Genomic DNA, 20,533 nt, shown 5'->3' on the forward strand with positions numbered 1-20,533 from the left:
AGCCCGCGAAGAGGCCATCAGCTTGAAACTCAGATCTCGATTGCTCCACTGACCAACCCATAAACGGCAATCACCGCCCCCAGCACCACCACCGCAAAAACCACCCGCTCCAGCCCGTTGAACACCTGCCGCTGCTGCTCCACCCGCGCCATGATGTACAGCACCGTCCCCGGCCCATAGATCACCGCCGACAGCAGCAGGTACTTCATCCCGCCCGCCCAAACCATCAGCACCGCATAGGCGGTTGCCAGCAACGCCACCAGCAGGTCCTTGCCGCGTTCGGCCGTGTCGTTTTCATAGGTCTCCCGGCTTACCGCCAACTTCAGCGCATAAGCCGCCACCAACAGATACGGGATCAAGGTCAGTGAGCTTGTCAGCTCCAGCGCCAAGGTGAATGCATACTCGGTGAACCACGTCAGCAACAGGAACAATTGTACGAACAAAGTGGTCAGCCACAGCGCCGCCGAGGGCACCTGTTGCGGGTTCTGCCGGGTAAGAAAGGCCGGCATGGCCTGGTCGTGGGCGGCCGAGTACAACACCTCGGCGGCCAGCAGGGTCCATGACAGGTACGCACCCAGTACCGAGATGATCAGGCCGATGCTGATGAAGATCGCGCCCCAGCGCCCGACAATCGCTTCCAGCACCCCGGCCATCGACGGCTGCCGCAGGCCGGCCAGCTCCGGGCGAAGCATCACGCCATAGCTGAGCAGGGTGATCAGCACCAGCAGGCACAGCACGCCGACAAAGCCGAGCACCGTGGCAATGCCTACGTCACGGCGGTTGCGCGCGTAGCGTGAATAAACACTGGCGCCTTCGATACCCAGGAACACGAACACCGTTACCAGCATGGTGCTGCGCACCTGCTCGAACAGCGACTCGCCCGGCGGCAGCAGTTCGGCCGCAGCATGCCCGACCCGGCCAAAGTCATCGAGGTGCTCCAGGTCGGCTGCCGGCCCGGCCATGGGGGTGCCCCAGAAGTTCTGGTTGAACAACCCACCGTCGAACGCGGCGATGATGACCACGATGAACACCAGGATCGGGATCATCTTCGCCACCGTGGCAATGGTGTTGATGACTGCCGCCTGTTGTACCCCGCGCAAGACCAGGAAGTGGAAGGCCCACAACAATACTGATGAAACGGCGATGGCAGCCACGGTGTTACCTTCGCCAAAGACCGGGAAGAATGCGCCGAGTGTGGATTTGATCAGGATGAAGTAGGACACGTTGCCGATGCAGGTGCCGGCCCAGAAGCCAAAGGCCGAGGCAAAGCCCAGGTAGCTGCCGAACCCGGCGCTGGCGTAGGCATAGATGCCCGAGTCAAGGTCCGGGCGGCGGCGGGCAAGGGTCTGGAAAACGAAGGCCAGCATCAGCATGCCCAGGCCGGCGATGCACCAGGCAATGATGGCGCCAAGGCCCCCGGTGGCACGGCCGAAGGTGGCCGGCAGCGAGAAGATGCCGGCACCGACCATGGAGCCGACCACCAGGGCGGTGAGCGACCAGACGTTGAGTTTGCCTTCCGTTGCGCTGCTCATTGGCTTCGCTCTCCCTTGCAGTGAAGGGTTGAGTAAAGACCGGGGAGAGGGGGTGTGCCAGTTACAGCGTTCTTTCAATGGCGGCGATCCCACAGGAACGGCGCAGCCCTTGAGTCCAGCGCCGTTCCTGTGGGAGCGGGTTCACCCGCGAATGGGCCGCAGCGCGGCCCCGGCGATTCAGAAGGTTGCCTTGACCTGCAGGCCAACCACCAGCGCGTTGTCGATGTCTTTCCCAGAGAACGCCCCTGGCTCGATGATGTATTGCACATCCGGGCGCAGGTTCAGCCATGGCGTGGCCTGGTAACCGTAGCTCAGCTCGATCAACTGCTCGGCGCTGTCGATGTCGGGGAACTGCTGGCCAGCATTGAAGGCGGCATCTTCCAGCACATCGCGGCTACGCGGGTTGGGCACGGCACGGCCGTAACCCAGCGCCACGGTGTCTTTCGGCCGGCCTTCGAACGGCTTGTACAGCACCACGCCCGCGCCATACCACTTGGTGAACGGCGAGGCGGCCTTGCTCGACGCCGAGTACTGGCCGAAGGCATGCAGGCTGCGGCCTGGCGAGCTTGGGTCGTTCCACACGGCCTGGTCGACCAGCAGGTAGTGGCCGCCGCGGCCGGACACTTCATCATCGCTGCCGATGCGTTTCACATCGGAGCTGTCGTAGTAGTAGCCCAGCTTGTACTCGCCCGGCAGTTCACCCTGCAGCTTGTACACCAGTTCCACCGGTACCACGGTGCCAGTAGTGTGCTTGGGCCCCAGGTGCCACGCGCGGCTGGAGTTGCCATTGCTCTCGGGGTCGACGTTGAATGCCGCCACGCGCAGCTGCCAGGCAGGCGACAGGTCGTACTTCACCCGCACGCCCAGGTGGGCGTTGGGGTAGTTGGTCCAGCCGCTGCCACCGGACATGTTCAGCGGGTGGCCGCAGAAGCCGGCGTTCATGAAGTTGCACAGGATGCCGCTGTCCAGGCCGCCCAGGTCGTTACCCATGGCCATGTAGCCCAGCTTGACGTTGAGTGCCGGGGTGAACAGGGTTCGCTCGTAGCTCAGTTCGGTCAGGCGGGTGTACAGGCCACCGAAGTTTTCCTGGATCGGCAGGCGGTTGCCTACCAGGTCTTCCGAAGCGCTGTTGCCGCGGCGGTCGTTGATGGTGAGCTGGACCTTGCCGCCGTTCTCCAGGCCATACAGTTTCGACAAGTCGAACTGTACGCCCAGCTTGACGTTCTGCGAGTAACGCGCCGAGCGGTGCAGGCCGCCGTGGGCGTTGTAGGCGGTTTCGCCGCTGTAGTCGCCGGTGATTTTCACGCCGTCTTCTTCCAACTGGTGGCGCAGACCGCCCCAGTCACCGGTCAGGGTGCTGCGGGTCAGCAGGTCGTCGTTGGCGAAGGCGGTGGTGCTGGCCAGGGCCAGCAGCAGGGTAGGGGTGATGCGGATTGCGGATGGCATTGCGTTGTCTCGAATTGTCTATGGGCCATTCGCGGGCGCGCCCGCTCCCACAAGGATCAAGGCAGAACCTGTGGGAGCGGGCTTGCCCGCGAAGCAGGCGACGCGGTCTTACGGCAGAGCGTAAGAAATCACGTAGTCGCCACGGTCAGTCGACTGGCGTGCACCGCCAGCGGTGATCACCACGTACTGCTTGCCGGTCTTCGGCGAGACGTAGGTCATTGGGCCACCCTGGCTGCCCACTGGCAGGCGGGCCTTCCAGATTTCGTTGCCGTTGCTGCTGTCGTAGGCGCGCAGGTAGAAGTCCTGGGTGCCGGCGATGAACACCAGGCCGCCTTGGGTCGACAGGGTGCCGCCCAGGGTTGGCAGGCCAATCTTGATCGGCAGGTGCATGCGGATGCCGAGCGGGCCGGTGTCTTCAACGGTGCCGACAGGTACCTGCCAGGCAACCTGGCGGGTCTTCATGTCGATGGCGGTCAGGGTGCCGAACGGCGGTGCCTGGCACGGAATGCCGGCTACCGACAGGAAGCGGTTCTTGTTCACGGCATACGGGGTGCCCTTGAGCGGCACTGCGCCCATGCCAGTGTTCAGCGCTTCGCCACCGGAAGATGCACCGCCTTTGTTCTGCGACGGAATCATCTGGATCCACAGGCCCAGGCGCATGTCGTTGACGAAGATGAAGCCATGTACCGGGTCGGTGGAAATGCTGCCCCAGTTCATGCCGCCCAGCGAACCCGGGAAGCTCAGCGACAGGTCGGTGCCCGGCGCGGTGTACAGGCCGTCGTAGCGCATTTTCTTGAAGTCGATGCGGCACAGCAGCTGGTCATACGGGGTGGCGCCCCACATGTCCGATTCGGTCAGGGTCTGCGCGCCGATCTGCGGCATGCCCACCGACTTCGGCTGGGTTGGGGAGTACGGCTCGTTCGGGATGTTGCTTGGCTTGACCGGTACTTCGTCGACCTGGGTCAGCGGCTTGCCGGTGGCGCGGTCGAGCACATAGATCTGCCCGGCCTTGGTGCCGATCACCACCGCAGGTACCGACTGGCCGTCGTCCTTGGTGAAGTCGATCAGGCTTGGCTGCATCGGCAGGTCGAAGTCCCACAGGTCGTTGTGAACGGTCTGGTAAACCCACTTCTGGTTGCCGGTGGTGGCGTCCAGGGCCAGCACCGAAGCGCCATAGGTGTGGTCCAGCTTGTTGCGTTCTACGCCGTAGATGTCGGTGGACGAAGAGCCCATCGGCAGGAACACGGTGTTCATCGCCGGGTCGTAGGACATTGGCGCCCAGCTGTTCGGGGTGCTGCGTACGTAGGTGCTGTCGCCCTGCGGTGCCTGGCGGTCTTCCGGGTTGCCCGGGTCGAAGGCCCAGCGCATTTGACCGGTGATCACGTCGAAACCACGGATCACGCCGCCTGGCATGTCGGTCTGGACGTTGTCGGCAACACGGCCGCCAACCACCACGGTGGTACCGGCCATCAACGGCGCGGAGGACAGCTGGTAGTAGGAGTCCGGCACATTGCCCAGGCCGGCCATCAGGTTGACCTGGCCGTTGTTGCCAAAGCCTTGGCAGAACTCGCCGTTGTCGGCGTCGACAGCAATCAGGCGGCCGTCGATGGTGTTGGTCAGCAGGCGACGCTGGCAGTTGGCACCGGCCGGTACGCTGCCGCCGGCGACCGGGGAGCTGTTCGGCTGAGTCGGCTGGGCGATGGCGGCAGTGGCGTCGAAATAGGCCATGCCGCGGCAACGCTGCCAGACCTTGGACTGGGCGTTGATTTCGTTCTTCCACAGCTCTTTGCCGGTGTCGGCATCGAGGGCGATCAGGTTGTTGTGCGGGGTGCAGATGAACACCTTGTTGCCGATCTGAAGCGGGGTCAGCTGATCTTCTGCACCGTTGCCATCGCTGATGGCCACGTCACCGGTGTGGTAGGTCCAGGCCACTTTCAGCTTGTTGACGTTGTCGCGGTTGATCTGGTCCAGCGCGGCGAAGCGGCTGCCACCTTCGGTGTTGCCGTAGTGGGCCCAGTCTTTCTGCTCTTTGCCGGCTTCAACCGGGGTCATGCCAGGCCCTTTGCCGGTAGGGGCGACGCTTGGGTGGGCAACGAACATGTTGCCGGCGGCGATCACCAGTGCCACGGCCATCACCCCGGCAACGCCGTAGGCACCACGGCCAGCGCTGGCGCCGTTGGCACGCGCCAGCAGCGGGTAGACCAGCGCCACCACCATGCCGATCGCGGCAAACATGAACAGACGCGAGAACAGCGGCCAGAACACCAGGCCAGTATCGATCAGCGCCCAGACCGCAGTGCCGACCAGGAATGCAGCGTACAGCCAGGCACCAGCCGCCTTGCGGCGGGCGATGAGGACACCGGCGATGGCCATGGCCAGGCCGCCGATCAGGAAGTACCAGGAACCGCCCAGGCCGGCGAGCTTGACGCCGCCGGCAGCCAGGAGAAGACCGAGCAGGGCGATGATCACGCCCAGGCCGATCAGGATGATGTTTGTGGCGCCAGAGGCGCGCGGTGTTTCGTTCATGCCAGGGATCTCAGCAGGTGGAATGCGCGCAGTCTAAGCCCTTAGCTTGCTAATTAACAAGTTGGTACATAATTTTGTGAGGCTGATTGTCGCAGGGCTGAACTTGCGAAGGTGTGGCTAAAAGTCTAGATCATGTCCTTAAAAATGCATCAAACGAGGTGTTCATGCAGGCTAGTCAACCTGCATTCATACTTTCGTCGACTGTGCTGTCCTACACCGGCCATGGCGCGCTGTTGCTGTAAAATACGGCGAGCCAGACGGTGGCTGTGCCGGGCGCGGTCCACTCCACGCGGTGGCGGTAGTGCGGCGGAATGTCGAGGTAATCGCCCGGTACCAGCAAGCGGGTGTACTGCTCGTGTTCGAAGCGCAGGCCGGCAGCCCCACTGAGTAGCACGATCCATTCGCCTTCGGCCTGGTCGTACCAGAACCCGGGCGGGCTGGCTTGGCCGCTGGAAACGATGCGCTCCACCCGCACGCCAGGGCGGCTAAGCAATTCGTCTACGCATTCGGCACTGGTGGGATCGCAGGGGGGCAGGGCAGTCAGCAGGTTGTTCGGTGTCATGGGAAGCCTCGCGTGAACAGGAGTTGTTCCACTATGGACGTGATTACTGGGTAGCGCGCTTCTTGACCCACCCTGCGGTTTGTAAGAACTTTCTGAGATTTGGAAAACGGGCAGCAGATGGACAAACTCCTGGCGATGAAGATGTTCGTGACCACCGTCGATGCCCAGGGCTTTTCAGCCGCTGCGCGCAGGCTTGGGCTGGCGACATCGTCGGTAACCCGCTTGGTCGACGCACTGGAAACCACGTTGGGTGCCACGTTGCTCAACCGCTCGACGCGCCAGGTCAGCCTGACCGAAGCCGGCGCCCGTTACTATGAGCGCGCCCGGGGCATTTTCGAGGCGCTGGACGAAGCCGATGCCAGTGTTGCCGACCGTGGCGAGGAGCCGGTTGGTGTCTTGCGGCTGTGCCTGCCGGTGGAGTTCGGCAGGCGGGTCATTGCACCGTACCTGGGGCCCTTTTTGGCGCGGCACCCGGCGCTGGAACTGGACATCGACCTCAGTGACCGGCTGGATGACCTGCTGGACGGGCGTTATGACCTGTCGATCCGCCTGGGCGACCCTTCGCCCAATGACGAACTGGTGTGCCGCCAACTTGGTCGCTTTGAGCGTTGGTTGGTGGCCAGCCCGGTCTATCTGGCCGGGCGTGACCCGCTGCAGCACCCTCGGCAACTGCTGGAACACGCCTGCCTGCGCTTTCGCTATGGGCAAAAAGCCCGGCCCTGGCGCCTGGCGCGTGGGCAGGACAGCCTGGAGCTGGACGTAACCGGGCCGTTGCGCAGCGCCAATGCCGACATGTTGCGCGAAACCGCACTGGCGGGCAGCGGCATCGCCCTGTTGGCCGACTGGCTGGTGCGCGAAGACGTGCTGGCCGGGCACCTGCTGCGGGTGTTCCCCGACTGGCGAGCCAGCCCTGGCACGGCCAATGACAGCATCAACGCCCTGTACCTGCCCAACCACCGCGGTTCACGGCGGGTGAATGCTTTCATAGACTTTTGCGAAAATTTGCTGAAGCACGGCGCTTAGCGTTGCGCAGCGCGCAAAGCCGCATTGCGCCCAGGCCGGATTCTCGCCAACGACGTAGATGGGTAACGTAGCCGACATAGACCACCCCTTGTCGAGGAACCACGCATGAATCCCTCCCTTGCTGCCACGCAGCCCGCAGCCACCAGCCTGAGCCGGGCGCTGGTCGTGCTGCTGGCGTTCTGCTGCGGCGCGATCGTTGCCAACATCTACTACGCCCAGCCTATCGTCGGTTTGATCGCCCCGGACCTGGGGCTGTCCACCGAGCATGCCAGCCTGATCGTTTCGCTCACCCAGTTGGGTTATGCCCTGGGCCTGCTGTTGCTGGTTCCGCTGGCTGACCTGCTGGAAAACCGCCGCCTGATGGTCGCCACTGCGGTGCTGGCCTGCGTCAGCCTGCTGCTGGCGGGGACCAGCAGCAGCGGCCAGGGCCAGCTGTTCCTGGGCTACGCGCTGTTGATCGGGTTCAGTTCGGTGGCGGTGCAGATGCTCATTCCACTGGCGGCGCACCTGGCGCCGGAGCAGCAACGTGGCCGCGTGGTCGGTAACATCATGGGCGGGTTGTTGCTGGGTATCCTGCTGGCGCGGCCGTTGTCCAGCCTGGTGGCCGACCACTTTGGCTGGCGCGCGGTGTTCATTGGCGCTGCCGGGGTGATGCTGGCGATCATCCTGCTGCTGGCCCTGACCCTGCCGCAGCGGCGGCCCGAACACAAAGCCAGCTATGCCGGTTTGATGCTGTCGTTGCTCACCTTGTTGCGCCGCTATCCGCTGCTGCGCCAGCGTTCGTTGTACCAGGCACTGATGTTCGCGGCGTTCAGCCTTTACTGGACTGCGGTGCCCATGGCACTGGCGGGTGAGCATGGCCTGTCGCAGAGCCAGATTGCCGTGTTCGCCCTGGTGGGCGCGGTGGGGGCCGTTGCTGCGCCGTTGGCTGGGCGCCTGGCAGACGCCGGGCATGCGCGGGCCGGATCGCTGCTGGCGCTGTTGCTGGCACCGGCTGCCTTGTTGCTGGGCCTGACGGTGCCGGGCTACAGCGTGATTGGCTTGGGCCTGACCGGCGTGCTGCTGGACTTTGCGGTGCAGATGAACATGGTCATCGGCCAGCGCGAAGTGTATGCACTGGATCCGGCCAGCCGCGGTCGGCTGAACGCGGTGTACATGACCAGCATCTTCCTGGGTGGGGCGCTGGGGTCGGCCGTGGCCAGTGCGCTGTTCAGCCAGTTTGGCTGGCAGGGGGTGGCGCTGGTGGGGGCGGGGTTGCCGGGGCTGGCGTTGATCGCTTTTCTGGCCAAAGCTCCCCGATCTTGAATGGCATGCGGTCCCTGTAGGAGCGGCCTTGCGTCGCGATAGGGGTGCGAAGCGCCCCCATGTTATTGGAATCATGCACAATCGCCGGGGCCGCGTTGCGGCCCTTTCGCGACGCAAGGCCGCTCCTACAAAAACCGTGCATATCTGACCAAGTGTTAGCGGCTAAGCGGCAGCGCCACGCCAATCAAGGCGAACAGGCTGCCGCAGCAGCGGTTGAAACCTTTGCCACCCTTGGCCAGCCACGGCCTGATACGAAACGCCAGGCGCGCCAGCAGGTACTCAACCACAAACTCGACGCTGGCAAAGGTCGCCGCCATCACCACGAACTGCAGCATCAGCCCGCGCTGCGGGTCGATGAACTGCGGCAGAAAAGCGCCATAAAACAGCAGCACCTTGGGGTTGGCCATGGCCGACAACAAGCCTTGGCGGAACAAGCCAGCATTGCCAAGCCGCGCGCTGCGTTCGGTCAATTCCAGGTGCAGGCCCGGGCTGCGCCACAACTGGATACCCAGCCAGACCAGGTAGGCGCCGCCCACCCACTTCAGCACGCTCAACACCGAGGCCGAGGTTTGCAGCAGCGCGCTGAGGCCAAACATGGCCAGGGCAATGAGTGCGCTGAAGCCGAACACGCCGCCCACAATGGTGAACAACGTGCGGCGCGCGCCATACAGGGCGCCATGGGTCAGGGCCAGCAGGCTGTTCGGGCCTGGTGTCAGCGACAGGCCGATGCTGGCCAGCAGGTAGATGAGCCAGGTGTCGAGTGCCATGGGGGTTGCAGCCTTGGTGATGGAGAGGGTGCCAGTCTATGGCGCGATGCCCTGTCAGCAAGCGTATGATCTGGACATTGAATAGTCGTTTCTGGACACAATCCCATGCTGCCTGATATCCGCCTGCTGATCCTGCCATTACCGGACTTCGCCCTGCTGCCATTCGGCGGTTTTCTCGACAAGTTGCGCTTCAGCGCGGACGACGAAGACTACAGCCAGCAACGTTATTGCAGCTGGACCGTGGCAGGGCTCACCCTCGACCCGGTACCGTCGAGCAGTGGGGCGGTGGTGCAGGTCGAAGCGGTGGCCGGCCAGCTTGATCTGGCCAGTTTCGACTACCTGGTGGTGTTCGGCGGGCGCAACGCCATGGCTACAGCTGCTTTGGCGCCGCACTACCAGAGCTTGCTCAGGCAGGCCGGCAAAGCCGGGGTCAAGCTGGTGGGGGTCGACAACGGCGCCTTCCTGTTGGCAGCGTGCGGGTTGTTACGGGGCCACAAGGTGGTCGTGCACTGGCGTCACGAAGCCGAGTTTCGTGCAGCCTTCCCACAGTTGCAGGTGCTGCGCGATCAACTGTATTGCATCGACGCAGGCCGTATTACCTGCGCTGGCGGCACGGCAGCCATCGACCTGGCGGTGGCGCTGTTGTCACAAGCCTGTGGGCGCACCCGGGCGCTCAAAGGGCTGGCGGACATGCTGGTGGACGAAACCCGCGACAGCCGCCACGCCTTGCGCTCGCTGGAGCTGGGCGTGGGCCAGGGGCGCCAGGTGCAGCGGGCGCAGGCTTTGATGCGTCACCACTTGGGCACCCCGCTGGCGGTGGAGCAACTGGCTGCAGAGCTGGGTATCAGCCGACGCCAGCTGGACCGGCAGTTCCAGGCCAGCCACGGCATGAGTGCCAAGGCCTGGTGGCTGGAGATGCGCTTGCAGCAGGCGCGCTGGCGCTTGCAGAATTCCAGCCACAGCCTGGCGCAGATTGCCGACGAAACAGGGTTGGGCGATGCCAGTAACCTGGGCAAATGGGTACGGCGGCGGTTTGGCTGCACAGCCTTGGCGTTGCGGGCAGCCAGACACCCGGCTTACTGCGGCGTCCCGAACAACCCTGTCCAGTAGATACCTGCATCGCTTTTCGGGTCCACGGCATAGGCGGCGCCCAGCTCACGGAACTCCGGGTTCATGAGCGTGGCGCAATGCCCGGGGCTCTGCAGCCAGCCATCGACCACCTTATGTGCGGTGTCACGCCCGGCGGCGATATTTTCGCCCACTTGCTGGTACAGGTAGCCGGCCAGTTCCGCCCGGTCACCGGGGGTGCGGCCATCCTTGTCGATGTGGTCGAAGAAGTTCTGGTTGGCCATGGCCCGTGTGTGGTTGGCGGCGACCCCGGCCAGTACCGTGCTCCAGCTCAGTGCGGGGGCTGCAGCGAACGGCTGGCCACCGCATTGGCGCGGTACCTTGCGCGCAGCGTTGATTTCTTGCAAAACCTTCTGCCCCTCGGCCTGCCAGTCGCCCAGGCGGCCGCTGAGCAGCGGCCGGGCCAGCACGATGCGCCAATCGCGGCCCTCCTGGCTGACACCGATATCGACGAACTGCGGGTCGAGCACCACCTGGCAGAAGCTTTCTTCGATGGCATGCATGGCCGCGCGCGCATCGCGTGGCCCCGACAGGCTGATGGCCTGTACGTTGACCATGGGGTAGGCGGCGCGGGTCATGGCCTGCTGCAGGTCACGGGTGCCCTCTGGCGACAGCGCCAGGCGGGTGTCGCTGTTGAGCGGCGGCAGCTCCAGCGACGCTTCGCCACCGCAGGGCTGGGCCTGGCTGCGGTAGACATTGATCGAATCGATCAGTTGCGCCTCTTCGCCGGTGACAGCCAGCGCCCCGGTCGAGACGACCAGGCCCAGCGACAAGGCGGCAACGGATGACAGGACGCGCATGTGGATCTCCCTATGACTGGCAGCGTCGTGGTATGCGCTGCTCATCCTACACAAGCCCGGGGCTTTTGGCCCCTGGCGGGTGCAAAGCAATGAAAACGCCGGCATTCGTTGCTGGCGGCAAAAGAGGGAGTAGACCACTGGTCGCCGGAAAAGTGCGATCACTTGGTAATCATTCGTAACATCGACTAGAAACAATACTCAAACGCCAGTTATTCCCAACCTGCCAGGAAGGCCAGTACCCACAAGACCGGGAGCCTTCCATGGCACGAGTCCGTCCGTATCAATCGACCTTTCTTGCTGTCTGCTGTTCCGTTGCGGTCAATGCCCAGGCCGCCGAGGGTGTCATCGAACTGGATGCCACCGCCGTTAATGCCGAGGCCACCAGGCCCAAGGGCGAGCCACCGGAGCCATTTGCCGGCGGCCAGGTAGCCCGGGGCGGCCAGATGGGTATCCTGGGTAACCAGGACATGATGGACGTACCGTTCACCATGACCAGCTACACCTCGCAGCTGATCGAGGACCAGCAGGCCGAGGACATCGGTGACGTGTTGCTCAACGACCCCTCCGTGCGCCAGTCGTTTGGCTTCGGCAACCAGTCGCAAGTGTTCGTCATTCGCGGCCTGCCGCTCAATGGTGACGATGTGGCGTTCAATGGCCTGTACGGCGTACTGCCACGGCAGATGATCTCCACCGATGCGATCGAGCGGGTGGAGGTGCTCAAAGGCCCCAATGCCTTCCTCAACGGCGCCAGCCCCACAGGCACTGGCCTGGGTGGCAACGTCAACCTGCAACCCAAACGTGCCGGGGACACACCCACAAGGCGGTATACCCAGGACATCAGCAGCGATGGCCGCCTTGGCGAACACCTGGACCTCGGCCAGCGTTTCGGCGAGGACAACCGCTTTGGGGTGCGCCTGAACCTGTCGCAGCGCGAAGGTGAAACCGCGGTGGACGACCAGCATCAGCGCAGCAAGCTGTTCATTGTCGGGTTCGATTACCGCGGTGACAGCTTTCGCTTGTCTACCGACATCGGTTACCAGAAGCAACGCGTCAACCACATGCGCAACAGCGTGCGCCTGGGGGCTGGCCTGACCGACATTCCACGCGCACCGGCTGCCGACCATAACTACGGTCAGGACTGGTCATGGACCGAAACCGAGGACACCTTCGGCATGGTCCGTGGTGACTACGATTTCAACGACAACTGGAGCGGCTACCTGGCCGGTGGCATCAAGCACACCCACGAGAACGGCTTCTACGGCACGCCGATCCTGACCGATGCGGCCACCGGCGATGCGACCATCGCCGGCTCCGAGATCCCCCACAACGAAGACAACACCACGTTGATGGGCGGCATCAACGGGCGCTTCCAGACTGGCCCGATCAGCCACCAGCTCAACCTGGGCGCGGCCAGCATCTGGACCCAGCAGGAAAACGCCTTCGTCTTCTACAACTCGCAAGACACCAATATCTACCACACCGACCCATTGCCCAGGCCGACCACCCCGACCTTCACCGGCGGCAAGCTGGACGACCCAGGGGTTACCGGCAAAACGCGCAACCGCAGCCTCGCGGTGTCCGATACGGTGGGCCTGTTCGATGACAGCTTGCTGGTAACAGTGGGCGTGCGCCGTCAACAGTTGCGGGTGGAGGGCTACGCTTACGACGGCGAAGGGCCGGATCTGGGGCGCAACGCGTTCTACGACGAGTCGGTCACCACGCCGGTGTATGGCATCGTCTACAAGGTCAACCCGTCGATCTCGCTGTATGCCAACCGCATCGAAGGCCTGGCACAGGGTGCGACGGCTTCCGGGCAGGGTATCGTCAATGTGGGCGAGGTGTTTCCACCGGCCAAGACCAAGCAAGTGGAAGCGGGTGTAAAACTCGACTACCAGACGTTCGGCGCCAACCTGGCAGTGTTCCGCATCGAGCGACCCACCGATGGCTTTGTCCAGGGCAATGTGTTTGTGCAGGATGGCGAGCAGGTCAACAAGGGCATCGAGCTGAGCGTGTTTGGCGAACCGGTGCAGGGGCTGCGCCTGATGGCGGGTGGCACGCGCATGGACACCGAGCTGAAGAACACCCAGGGTGGCACCGACGACGGCAACCATGCCGTCGGGGTGCCCACCTTCCAGCTCAACGCCAGTGTCGATTGGGATGTGCCGGGGCTGCAGGGCGTGGCTGTGAACGCCCGCATGCTGCGCACGGGCGGCCAGTATGCCAACCCGTCCAATACCCTCAGCCTGCCGACCTGGAACCGCTTCGACGTGGGTGCACGGTATAGCTTCAAGGTACAAGACAAAGCCGTCACCCTGCGCATGAACGTGGAAAACCTGACCGACAAGAACTACTGGGCATCAGCCAATGGCGGTTATCTGACCCAGGGTGACCCACGGCTGGTCAAGTTTTCGGGCACGGTCGATTTCTGATTCACCGCGCCAGTGCCTGGTTCGGCTTGTAGAACAGAAAGTGCGTGGTCTGTGCAGTTTTGCGGTAGGCCTTGGCCCAGTCGGGGTGCACCGTGCGGTCGTGGAAGTACAGCGCACCGCCGGTTGGGTCTTTCAATTGCTGGTTGAGCGCCTTGCGGGCGATCTCCTTGGCGACATCGTAGCGCTGCGCTTCCTCGACCTGGTCGGGGCGCCCGTCGCACCACCAGGAAAACTGGCAGGCCTTGGTTTCCACGCCCTGCTTGACCACGCCGCAGATGGTATCGGGGAAGCCGTCATGGCCGAGGCGGTTAAGCACCACACTGGCCACGGCCGACATGTCTTCGGCATCGGCACCTTTGGCTTCCCAGTAGATGGTACGGGCCAGGCAGGTGATGCTGTCGTCCAGTGGCGCCTGGCCGGCCGGGTCCACGGCCTGGGCTTCGCTTGAGGTCAGTTTTTCTGTTTTTTTCGGCGGCGGGGCATCGTTGACCACCTTTTCCTCCAGCACTTCGGCTTTGTCTTCAGCCACCGCAGCCTTGGCTGTGTCGGCTGCGTGCAAAGGGCCTGCGAGCAGGGCCGAGGTCAAGCTGATCACGATGCAGGCAAGGCGCATGGCAAAGCTTCCGAATGGGGGGCTGCTTCCCAGTCTAGCCAAGCGTAAGCATTAGTACCAAAGGCAGGGTTGCAGCAGCGGCAACAGTCTGCAGGGCAATGATGGTGGCCATCAGGGGGGCGTTGCCACCCATTTGCCTGGCCATCACATACGACGACGAAGCGGTGGGCAAGGCCTGGAACAGCACCGCCACCACCGCTGCCTGGCCACTCAGGCCAAGCACGCGGCACAGGCCCCAGGTGGTCAATGGCATGACCAGGAACTTGAACGCCGAGGCTGCCATCAGCGGGCGCACCTGCTGGCCCAGGCGGGCCCCTCCCAGCGCCGCGCCCACACACAGCAGGCCCAGCGGCAGAGCGGCCTGGCCCAGTGCCTTGACCGTGGGCTCGATGCCTGGCGGCAAGCCCAGCCCTGTTACCCGCAGCACCAGCCCACCCGCACAGCCGACGATCAGCGGGTTGGCAAAGATTGCCCGTAGCACCGTGGCCGCAGAGCTGTGGCGGGCGCTGAAGCGGGCGAACACCAGCACGCACAGCAGGTTGACCAAGGGCACGATGGCAGCATTGGCCACCGCCGCCAGGGCGATGCCGGCGCTGCCGTAGATGCCGGCGGCGAGGGTGGCGCCAATGTAGTTGTTGAAGCGGATGCCGCCCTGGAACACCGAGGTGAAGTCAGCGCCGTCGTGGTTGATCGCACCCTGGTACAGCACCAGCAGCACGGCCCCGGCCAAGGTCGAGAGCATCAGCACGCCGACCATGCCCATTACCGGTACGCCGTCGAGGTTGGCAGTGGCCAGGCCGTGCAGGAACAGCGAGGGAAGCAGTACGTAATAGCTCAGGCGCTCGGCGCCGGGCCAGAAGCTCTCGGCCAGGAAGCCGCGCACGCGCAGGAAGGTGCCCAGGGCAATCAGCAGGATGATCGGTAGCAGGGTGGTCAGCAGCAAGTGGAGCATGGTCGACGTTCCGTGGTCGGGTACGTGCACAGACTACTGCTGAGGACTGATCGGTAAAAACGTTGTTTTCTGCACTGACCGTTGAGGAAAAATGCACTATCGATACCCGTATCAACCTTTGTGGGAGCGGGTTCACCCGCGAAGAAGCTGACGCGGTGGATGGCACCGGCTATGCCGGTGTTCGCGGCTGAAGCCGCTCCCACACAGATTCGACCAGCTTTGGGGCTTGCGACTCATGCCTGCAGCGCAGTTTTCAGCACCGCACTCAAATGCCTGCGCTGGCTTTTCTCATGCTCCAGCAACACCACCCGCCGGGTCAGCTGCGGTTCGCCAAATGGCAAGCAGGTGGCGGGTGGCAAGCGTTGCAGGTCGTCGTCCGCCATGGGGATGATCGCCACGCCCAGGCCCATTACCGCCATGCTTGCCAGGGCTTCCTGGCTGTCCAGTTCCATCTGCTCACTCACCTGCAAATGCTGCCGGCGCAGTTCCTGTTCGATCTGCCGCCCGGCCCAGGCGCGTTTGTCGAAGCGCAGGAACGGTTGACTGGCCAGCAATTCTGGCACGCTGCGCCCGGCGAGTTCGGGGCTGGCGATAGCCCAGAAGCGGTCTTCGAACAATGGGGTGAAATCCAGGCTCTGTGGGTACGGGCTGACCGGTTCGGTGGTGATTGCGGCGTCCAGCTCACCGTCTTCCACACGGCGTGCAAGCTCTGCCGACATGCCCGAGGCCACGCTGATATGCAATTGCGGGTGGTTGGCCTTGATCCACACCAGCGCCCTGGGCAGGCGCCGCGCCAGCACGGTGTGGATGGCCCCCAGCCGCAGGCGGCCGCGCAGGCTCGGGCCGCTGGCCAGCGCGTCGGCCAGCTCGTCATAGGCGCCCAGGATGGTCTCGGCGCGTGCTACTGCCAGCTGGCCGGCTTCGGTCAGCACCACCTGCCGGCGGCTACGGTCGAACAAGGTTACCTGCAGCTCGTCTTCAAGGGTCTTGATGTGCAGGCTCACTGCCGACGGCGTGAGGCTGAGCAGGTCGGCGGCGCGGGCGAAGGTGCCGTGGCGGGCAATGGTCACCAGGGTGCGCAGGGCTTTGAGGGACATGCGGATGAGGTCCGGCTGACAAAGCGGTATTGTCAGGCCAATATCATGGCTTGCGCTATACCCTGTAGGAGCGGCCTTGCGTCGCGATGGGGCGCGCAGCGGCCCCACGATTTCAGCATCGCAGCAGATATTGCCGGGGCTGCTTTGCAGCCCGATCGCGACACAAGGCCGCTCCTACAACGAGTGGCGTCAACCGTTGCGCCCGCTACGCCCATACGCCTGGCTGATGCGGTCGATCACCATGGCCAGCGCGACAATCGCCAAACCGGCCTCCACACCTTGGCCCACGTTCAGCGTCTGGATCCCCGACAGCACATCCTCACCCAGCCCGCGGGCGCCGATCATCGACGCCACCACCACCATCGACAAGGCCATCATCACCGACTGGTTCAGCCCGGCCATGATGCTCGGCAGCGCCAGTGGCAGGGCAATACGCCGCAAGCGCTGCCAGCGGCTGGCGCCCAGGCCGTGCGCCGCCTGCAACAACGAGGGGTCGATCTGGCTCAGGCCCAGCTCGGTCAACCGCACCAGTGGCGGCAGGGCATAGATCAGTGTGGCAAACACGGCAGGCACCTTGCCCAGGCCGAACAGCATCAGCACCGGGATCAGGTACACGAAGGCGGGCAGCGTCTGCATCACATCCAGCACCGGCAACAGCAGGCGCTTCGCCATGGGGCGGGACGCCAGCAAGATGCCCAGCGGCACACCCACCAGCACGCACAGGCCGGTACTCACCAGCACCAGGGCCAAGGTCTGCAGCAGTTTGTCCCACAGCCCGAGCATGCCGATCAGGGCCAGCAGCGCCACCAGCCCCGCGCTGCGCAGCAGGTTGCGGCTGGCGTGCCAGGCCAGCAGGCCAACCAGCAGCAACAGCAGCCACCAAGGCAGCAGGCGCAGCAGGTTTTCCAGGCCGACCAGCAGTTGCAGCAACTGGTCCGAGACGGAGCGCAGGTGATCGCCGTAATGCATTACCAGCCAGTCAACCAGCCGGTTGACGCTGTCGGCGAAGGAAAACTGCAAAGCTTGCGGGAAACCATCGCTCACAGGCTGGCCTCGACCTTGGCTGCTATCTCACCGGGCAGCCAGGCCTTCCAGACGTCACGGTTGTCACGCAGGAAGGCGAGGGCGGCTTCGCGCGGTGGCGTGCGTTCCTCGCTCATCTGGGCCAGCGCCTGGTTAAGCCGGTCGATCGGCAGGTCGACCTGTTCGAACGCCGCCACCAGGTCCGGGTAGCCGTCGCGGAAGGCCTTGGACACGCCAATCGACAACTTCGCTGGCAGCGAGCGGCTGCCCTTCGGGTTGGGGTTGCCGGCATCCGTCAGCGTGGCCCAGGCTTGGGGGTCGAATGCTGGCTCTTCCAGGCGGATCAGTTTGTAGCGCCCCATCAACGGAGTCGGGTTCCAGTAGTAGAACAGCACTGGCTGGTCGCGGCGAATGGCCGATTTGATTTCGGCATCCATCGCCGCCCCGGACCCGCTGCGGAAGTTGGTGTACAGGTCGTTCAGCCCATACGCCTTGAGCTTCTGGCTGTTGACCGTTTCCGATGTCCAGCCGCTGGGGCTGTTCAGGAAGCGGCCCTTGTCGGGCGACTCGGGGTCACGAAACACCTGCGGGTAGCGCTTGAGGTCGTCGACGCTGCGCAACTCTGGCGCCACGGGCTTGAGCTTGCGGGCAGCGTCGCCTTCGATCACATACGCCGGTACCCACCAGCCTTCTTCGGCATGCTTGACCGTGTCACCCAGCGCAAACACCTGGCCCGCCTGCTCGGCCTTGACCCATGCAGGGCTGCGTCCGGCCCACTCTTCGGCAATCACTTGCAGGTCGTTGCGGGCCAGGGCCACTTCCATGCTGACGGTGCTACCGGGCAGGGTGTCGGTGGGGTAGCCGTAGCCACGTTCCACGATCAGGCGCAGGATTTCGGTGGTGAGGGCGCCGCTTTCCCAGCCGATGGCGCCAAAATGGATGGGCGGGCGTTGCTCTGCCGAAGCGGCAGTGTCGGTACTTGCCAAGCCTACGGCCAGCAGAAGGCCGGCCAGCAGTGTTTGAAATGTCTTCATCCAGACCTCGTCGTTTGCCGCGCCTTGGGGGGGGGGGCAAGTGTAGACGACGAGGTAGGGGCGGATTCAGGGCCGCACGGGGGGGCCCTGTTTGCCTCACACCCGGAACTGGTCCATCAGCGCCTGCTGCTGGTTGGCCAGGCTGTTCAAGGACTGGCTGACGCGTGCAGACTCGTTGGCCTGCCCCGACAGCGATTCGGTGACATCGCGGATGGTCGCCACGTTGCTGTTGATCTCCTCGGCCACCGCACTTTGCTCTTCGGCGGCAGAAGCGATTTGCAGGTTCATGTCGGTGATCACCGTCACTGCCTGGCCGATGCGCTGCAACGCCGTGACGGCCTGGCCGACCTGCTCGACACCGCCCTGGGCCTGGCGGTGGCTGTTGTCCATGGCGCCGACCACTTCGCGGGTGCCGTCCTGCAAGGCCTCGATTACCTGGCGGGTTTCTTCCACCGACTCCTGGGTGCGCCGGGCCAGGTTGCGTACTTCGTCGGCAACCACGGCAAAGCCTCGGCCGGCTTCACCTGCGCGGGCCGCCTCGATGGCGGCGTTGAGGGCCAGCAGGTTGGTCTGTTCGGCAATCGAACGAATCACCTCCAGCACCGAACCGATCTTCTCGCTGTTCTGTGCCAGGCCTTCGACTTCGGCCATGGCGTCGCTCATGTTGGCGGCCAGGGCATCGATGCTGGTGGTGGTGCGGTCGATCACCGCCAGCCCCTCACGGGTGGCCTGGTCGGCGTCACGGGCGGCCTGCGCAGCCTGGGCCGCGCTGCGGGCCACGTCCTGTGCGGTGGCACTCATCTCGTGCGAGGCGGTGGCCACCTGGTCGACCTGGCGGTACTGCTGTTCCATACCAGCGCTGGTTTGCGTGGCAATGGCCGAGGACTGGTCAGCGGTGCCGCGGGCAGCCTGCACCGAGCGCTTTACTTCGGCGATGGTCGGCTGCAACTTGTCGAGGAAGCGGTTGAACCAGCCGGCCAGCTCGCCCAGCTCGTCCTGCTTCTGGTAGGTCAGGCGGCGGGTGAGGTCGCCTTCACCACTGGCAATGTCCTTGAGCATGGCGGCCACGCCAAGAATCGGCCGGGTAACCCCGCGGGCCATCAGCCACACCATAAGCAGGCCGGCAATGGCCGCCGCCAGGCCCAGGCCCAGCTCCAGCAGGGTACCGCTGGTGTTCAGTGCGTCCAGTTCCTGCTTCAGTTTTTCGGCAGGCCCGGTCAGGGCGTTTTCCGGCACGTCCAGCAGCACACCCCAGGGTTGCGCGTCGGGGATCGGGTGGAACGCGGCCAGCACCTTCAGGCGCTGCTGGTCGTGCAGGATGGTCAACTTGCCATCGGCCAGCTTACGCACCAGCTCGGCACCCTTGGCCGTGTCTACCTGGTCAAAGCGCTGGGCCAGCTTGCTGGCGTCGGCGCTGTAGCCGGCGAGCAGGCCGACCGGGCTGAGGATGCCGACCGTCGTGCGGCCTTCGTACAGGCTGCGGCTTGCTTCCTGGCTCAGGGCCTGCAGGCTGTTTAGGTTGATGTCGATGGACAGGGTGGCAATGGTCTTGCCGTTGACGGCCAGCGGGAAGACGATGCTGGTCATCAGCACCTGTTGGCCATCAATCTCGTAGAAGTAGGGCTCCACCACGCACACCTTGCCGGTTGTACGTGGGCACACCCACCAGGTGTTGGCCGGCTGGCCGCTGGGGCCGATCTCGGTGTTGGCCATGTCATGCTCGGGCAACGCCATGGCGGTCAGTTGGCCGGCACGCGGCTGCGACCAGTACAGGGCAAAGCGCCCGGTTTCGTTGCTGCCAAGCTCTGCCTTGCCGGCGAACAGGCTGTCCTTGCTGTCCAGTGCGTTGGGTTCGAACACCAGCGACAGGCCAAGCAGGTCGGGGTTGGCCTGCAGGGCGGCGCGCACCTGGCGGGTCATGTCCTCGCGCAGGTCGAAGGCATCGAGATAGCGCTTTTCCGCCTGCTCGCGCAGGAACAACACCTGGCGGGCGAAGCCTGCACCGTATTGATAGGCGTCCATGAACTGGCGGCGGATATTCAGGGCTTGCACCTCACCCTGCGACTCGATGCGCGACTGCGCCGCTTCGGTCAGCATCTGCATGCTGCTGGCTTTGACCAGGTCCGAGCTGTGGTCCATGCGGTACAGCGACAGGCCGACAAGCAAGGTGACGATGCCGGCCAGGCAGAGACCGGCGAGCAGGGTGATCTTCCACTGGATGGAAAGTTGTCGCAAAGGCATGGGGGCGGATCCCTTGTAATAAGAGTGTGGCTAGCGTTTGTGTCGGCGGGTGCGG

Annotated in this window: 16 protein-coding genes and 1 pseudogene; 4 read left to right on the forward strand and 13 right to left on the reverse strand. The window is 64.3% G+C overall.

The features are described from left to right. Positions 1-29: 29 nt before the first annotated feature. The 4 genes from ACQKPZ_RS08310 to ACQKPZ_RS08325 form a co-directional block, all read right to left on the reverse strand. Positions 30-1,532, reverse strand: a complete 1,503-nt coding sequence (locus ACQKPZ_RS08310; RefSeq protein WP_427536842.1) for an amino acid permease — start codon at positions 1,530-1,532, stop codon at positions 30-32. A 177-nt stretch (positions 1,533-1,709) separates the two neighbouring features. Continuing rightward, positions 1,710-2,978: a carbohydrate porin gene (locus ACQKPZ_RS08315; RefSeq protein ID WP_427536844.1), complete on the reverse strand. Its 1,269-nt coding sequence runs from the start codon at positions 2,976-2,978 to the stop codon at positions 1,710-1,712. 108 nt (positions 2,979-3,086) lie between these two features. After that, complete coding sequence (locus ACQKPZ_RS08320) at positions 3,087-5,504, reverse strand: glucose/quinate/shikimate family membrane-bound PQQ-dependent dehydrogenase (protein WP_427536846.1); 2,418 nt, start codon at positions 5,502-5,504, stop codon at positions 3,087-3,089. A 211-nt stretch (positions 5,505-5,715) separates the two neighbouring features. Then, positions 5,716-6,066, reverse strand: coding sequence for a cupin (locus ACQKPZ_RS08325; RefSeq protein ID WP_427536848.1), 351 nt, complete (start codon positions 6,064-6,066; stop codon positions 5,716-5,718). Between the two features lie 117 nt (positions 6,067-6,183). On the opposite strand from ACQKPZ_RS08325, the gene ACQKPZ_RS08330 reads away from it, so the two are divergent. Further along, entirely contained in the window at positions 6,184-7,089 is a 906-nt protein-coding gene (locus ACQKPZ_RS08330) for a LysR family transcriptional regulator (RefSeq protein WP_427536850.1), read from the forward strand. Positions 7,090-7,194: 105 nt separating this feature from the next. After that, positions 7,195-8,394 carry an MFS transporter gene (locus tag ACQKPZ_RS08335; RefSeq protein ID WP_427536852.1) on the forward strand — a complete coding sequence of 400 codons (1,200 nt, stop codon included), beginning with the start codon at positions 7,195-7,197 and terminating at the stop codon, positions 8,392-8,394. 155 nt (positions 8,395-8,549) lie between these two features. Here ACQKPZ_RS08335 and ACQKPZ_RS08340 read toward each other — a convergent pair whose 3' ends face one another. After that, complete coding sequence (locus ACQKPZ_RS08340) at positions 8,550-9,161, reverse strand: LysE family translocator (RefSeq protein ID WP_427536854.1); 612 nt, start codon at positions 9,159-9,161, stop codon at positions 8,550-8,552. 105 nt (positions 9,162-9,266) lie between these two features. On the opposite strand from ACQKPZ_RS08340, the gene ACQKPZ_RS08345 reads away from it, so the two are divergent. Further along, on the forward strand, positions 9,267-10,271 hold the full coding sequence (locus ACQKPZ_RS08345) for a GlxA family transcriptional regulator (RefSeq protein WP_427536855.1): 1,005 nt from the start codon (positions 9,267-9,269) through the stop codon (positions 10,269-10,271). On the opposite strand, the gene ACQKPZ_RS08350 is transcribed toward ACQKPZ_RS08345, so the two are convergent. Then, complete coding sequence (locus ACQKPZ_RS08350; RefSeq protein ID WP_427536857.1) at positions 10,238-11,089, reverse strand: CAP domain-containing protein; 852 nt, start codon at positions 11,087-11,089, stop codon at positions 10,238-10,240. The genes ACQKPZ_RS08345 and ACQKPZ_RS08350 overlap by 34 nt on opposite strands. A gap of 260 nt (positions 11,090-11,349) precedes the next feature. On the opposite strand from ACQKPZ_RS08350, the gene ACQKPZ_RS08355 reads away from it, so the two are divergent. Further along, a complete protein-coding gene (locus ACQKPZ_RS08355) occupies positions 11,350-13,518 on the forward strand; it encodes a TonB-dependent receptor (RefSeq protein ID WP_427536859.1) in 2,169 nt (722 codons plus the stop codon). A 1-nt stretch (position 13,519) separates the two neighbouring features. Here the strand turns inward: ACQKPZ_RS08355 and ACQKPZ_RS08360 are convergent, their stop codons facing one another. The 7 genes and pseudogenes from ACQKPZ_RS08360 to ACQKPZ_RS08390 all read right to left on the reverse strand — a co-directional run. After that, positions 13,520-14,131: a cell wall hydrolase gene (locus tag ACQKPZ_RS08360; RefSeq protein ID WP_427536861.1), complete on the reverse strand. Its 612-nt coding sequence runs from the start codon at positions 14,129-14,131 to the stop codon at positions 13,520-13,522. Between the two features lie 34 nt (positions 14,132-14,165). After that, positions 14,166-15,083, reverse strand: coding sequence for an AEC family transporter (locus ACQKPZ_RS08365; protein ID WP_427536863.1), 918 nt, complete (start codon positions 15,081-15,083; stop codon positions 14,166-14,168). Positions 15,084-15,316: 233 nt separating this feature from the next. Beyond that, positions 15,317-16,180: a LysR family transcriptional regulator gene (locus ACQKPZ_RS08370; protein ID WP_427536865.1), complete on the reverse strand. Its 864-nt coding sequence runs from the start codon at positions 16,178-16,180 to the stop codon at positions 15,317-15,319. A gap of 189 nt (positions 16,181-16,369) precedes the next feature. After that, positions 16,370-17,224: an ABC transporter permease gene (locus ACQKPZ_RS08375; protein ID WP_427536867.1), complete on the reverse strand. Its 855-nt coding sequence runs from the start codon at positions 17,222-17,224 to the stop codon at positions 16,370-16,372. Further along, positions 17,221-18,237 (reverse strand): ABC transporter substrate-binding protein, encoded by a 1,017-nt coding sequence (locus ACQKPZ_RS08380; protein WP_427536869.1) that lies wholly within the window; start codon positions 18,235-18,237, stop codon positions 17,221-17,223. Before ACQKPZ_RS08380 ends, ACQKPZ_RS08375 begins: the two co-directional genes overlap by 4 nt. 96 nt (positions 18,238-18,333) lie before the next feature. Next, a complete protein-coding gene (locus ACQKPZ_RS08385) occupies positions 18,334-19,089 on the reverse strand; it encodes a methyl-accepting chemotaxis protein (RefSeq protein WP_391134077.1) in 756 nt (251 codons plus the stop codon). A 102-nt stretch (positions 19,090-19,191) separates the two neighbouring features. After that, a pseudogene (locus ACQKPZ_RS08390) lies at positions 19,192-20,478 on the reverse strand (HAMP domain-containing protein); the annotation flags it as partial. Positions 20,479-20,533: the final 55 nt, after the last annotated feature.

This window comes from Pseudomonas sp. NPDC089547 (genome assembly GCF_050280665.1).
Taxonomy (GTDB): domain Bacteria; phylum Pseudomonadota; class Gammaproteobacteria; order Pseudomonadales; family Pseudomonadaceae; genus Aquipseudomonas.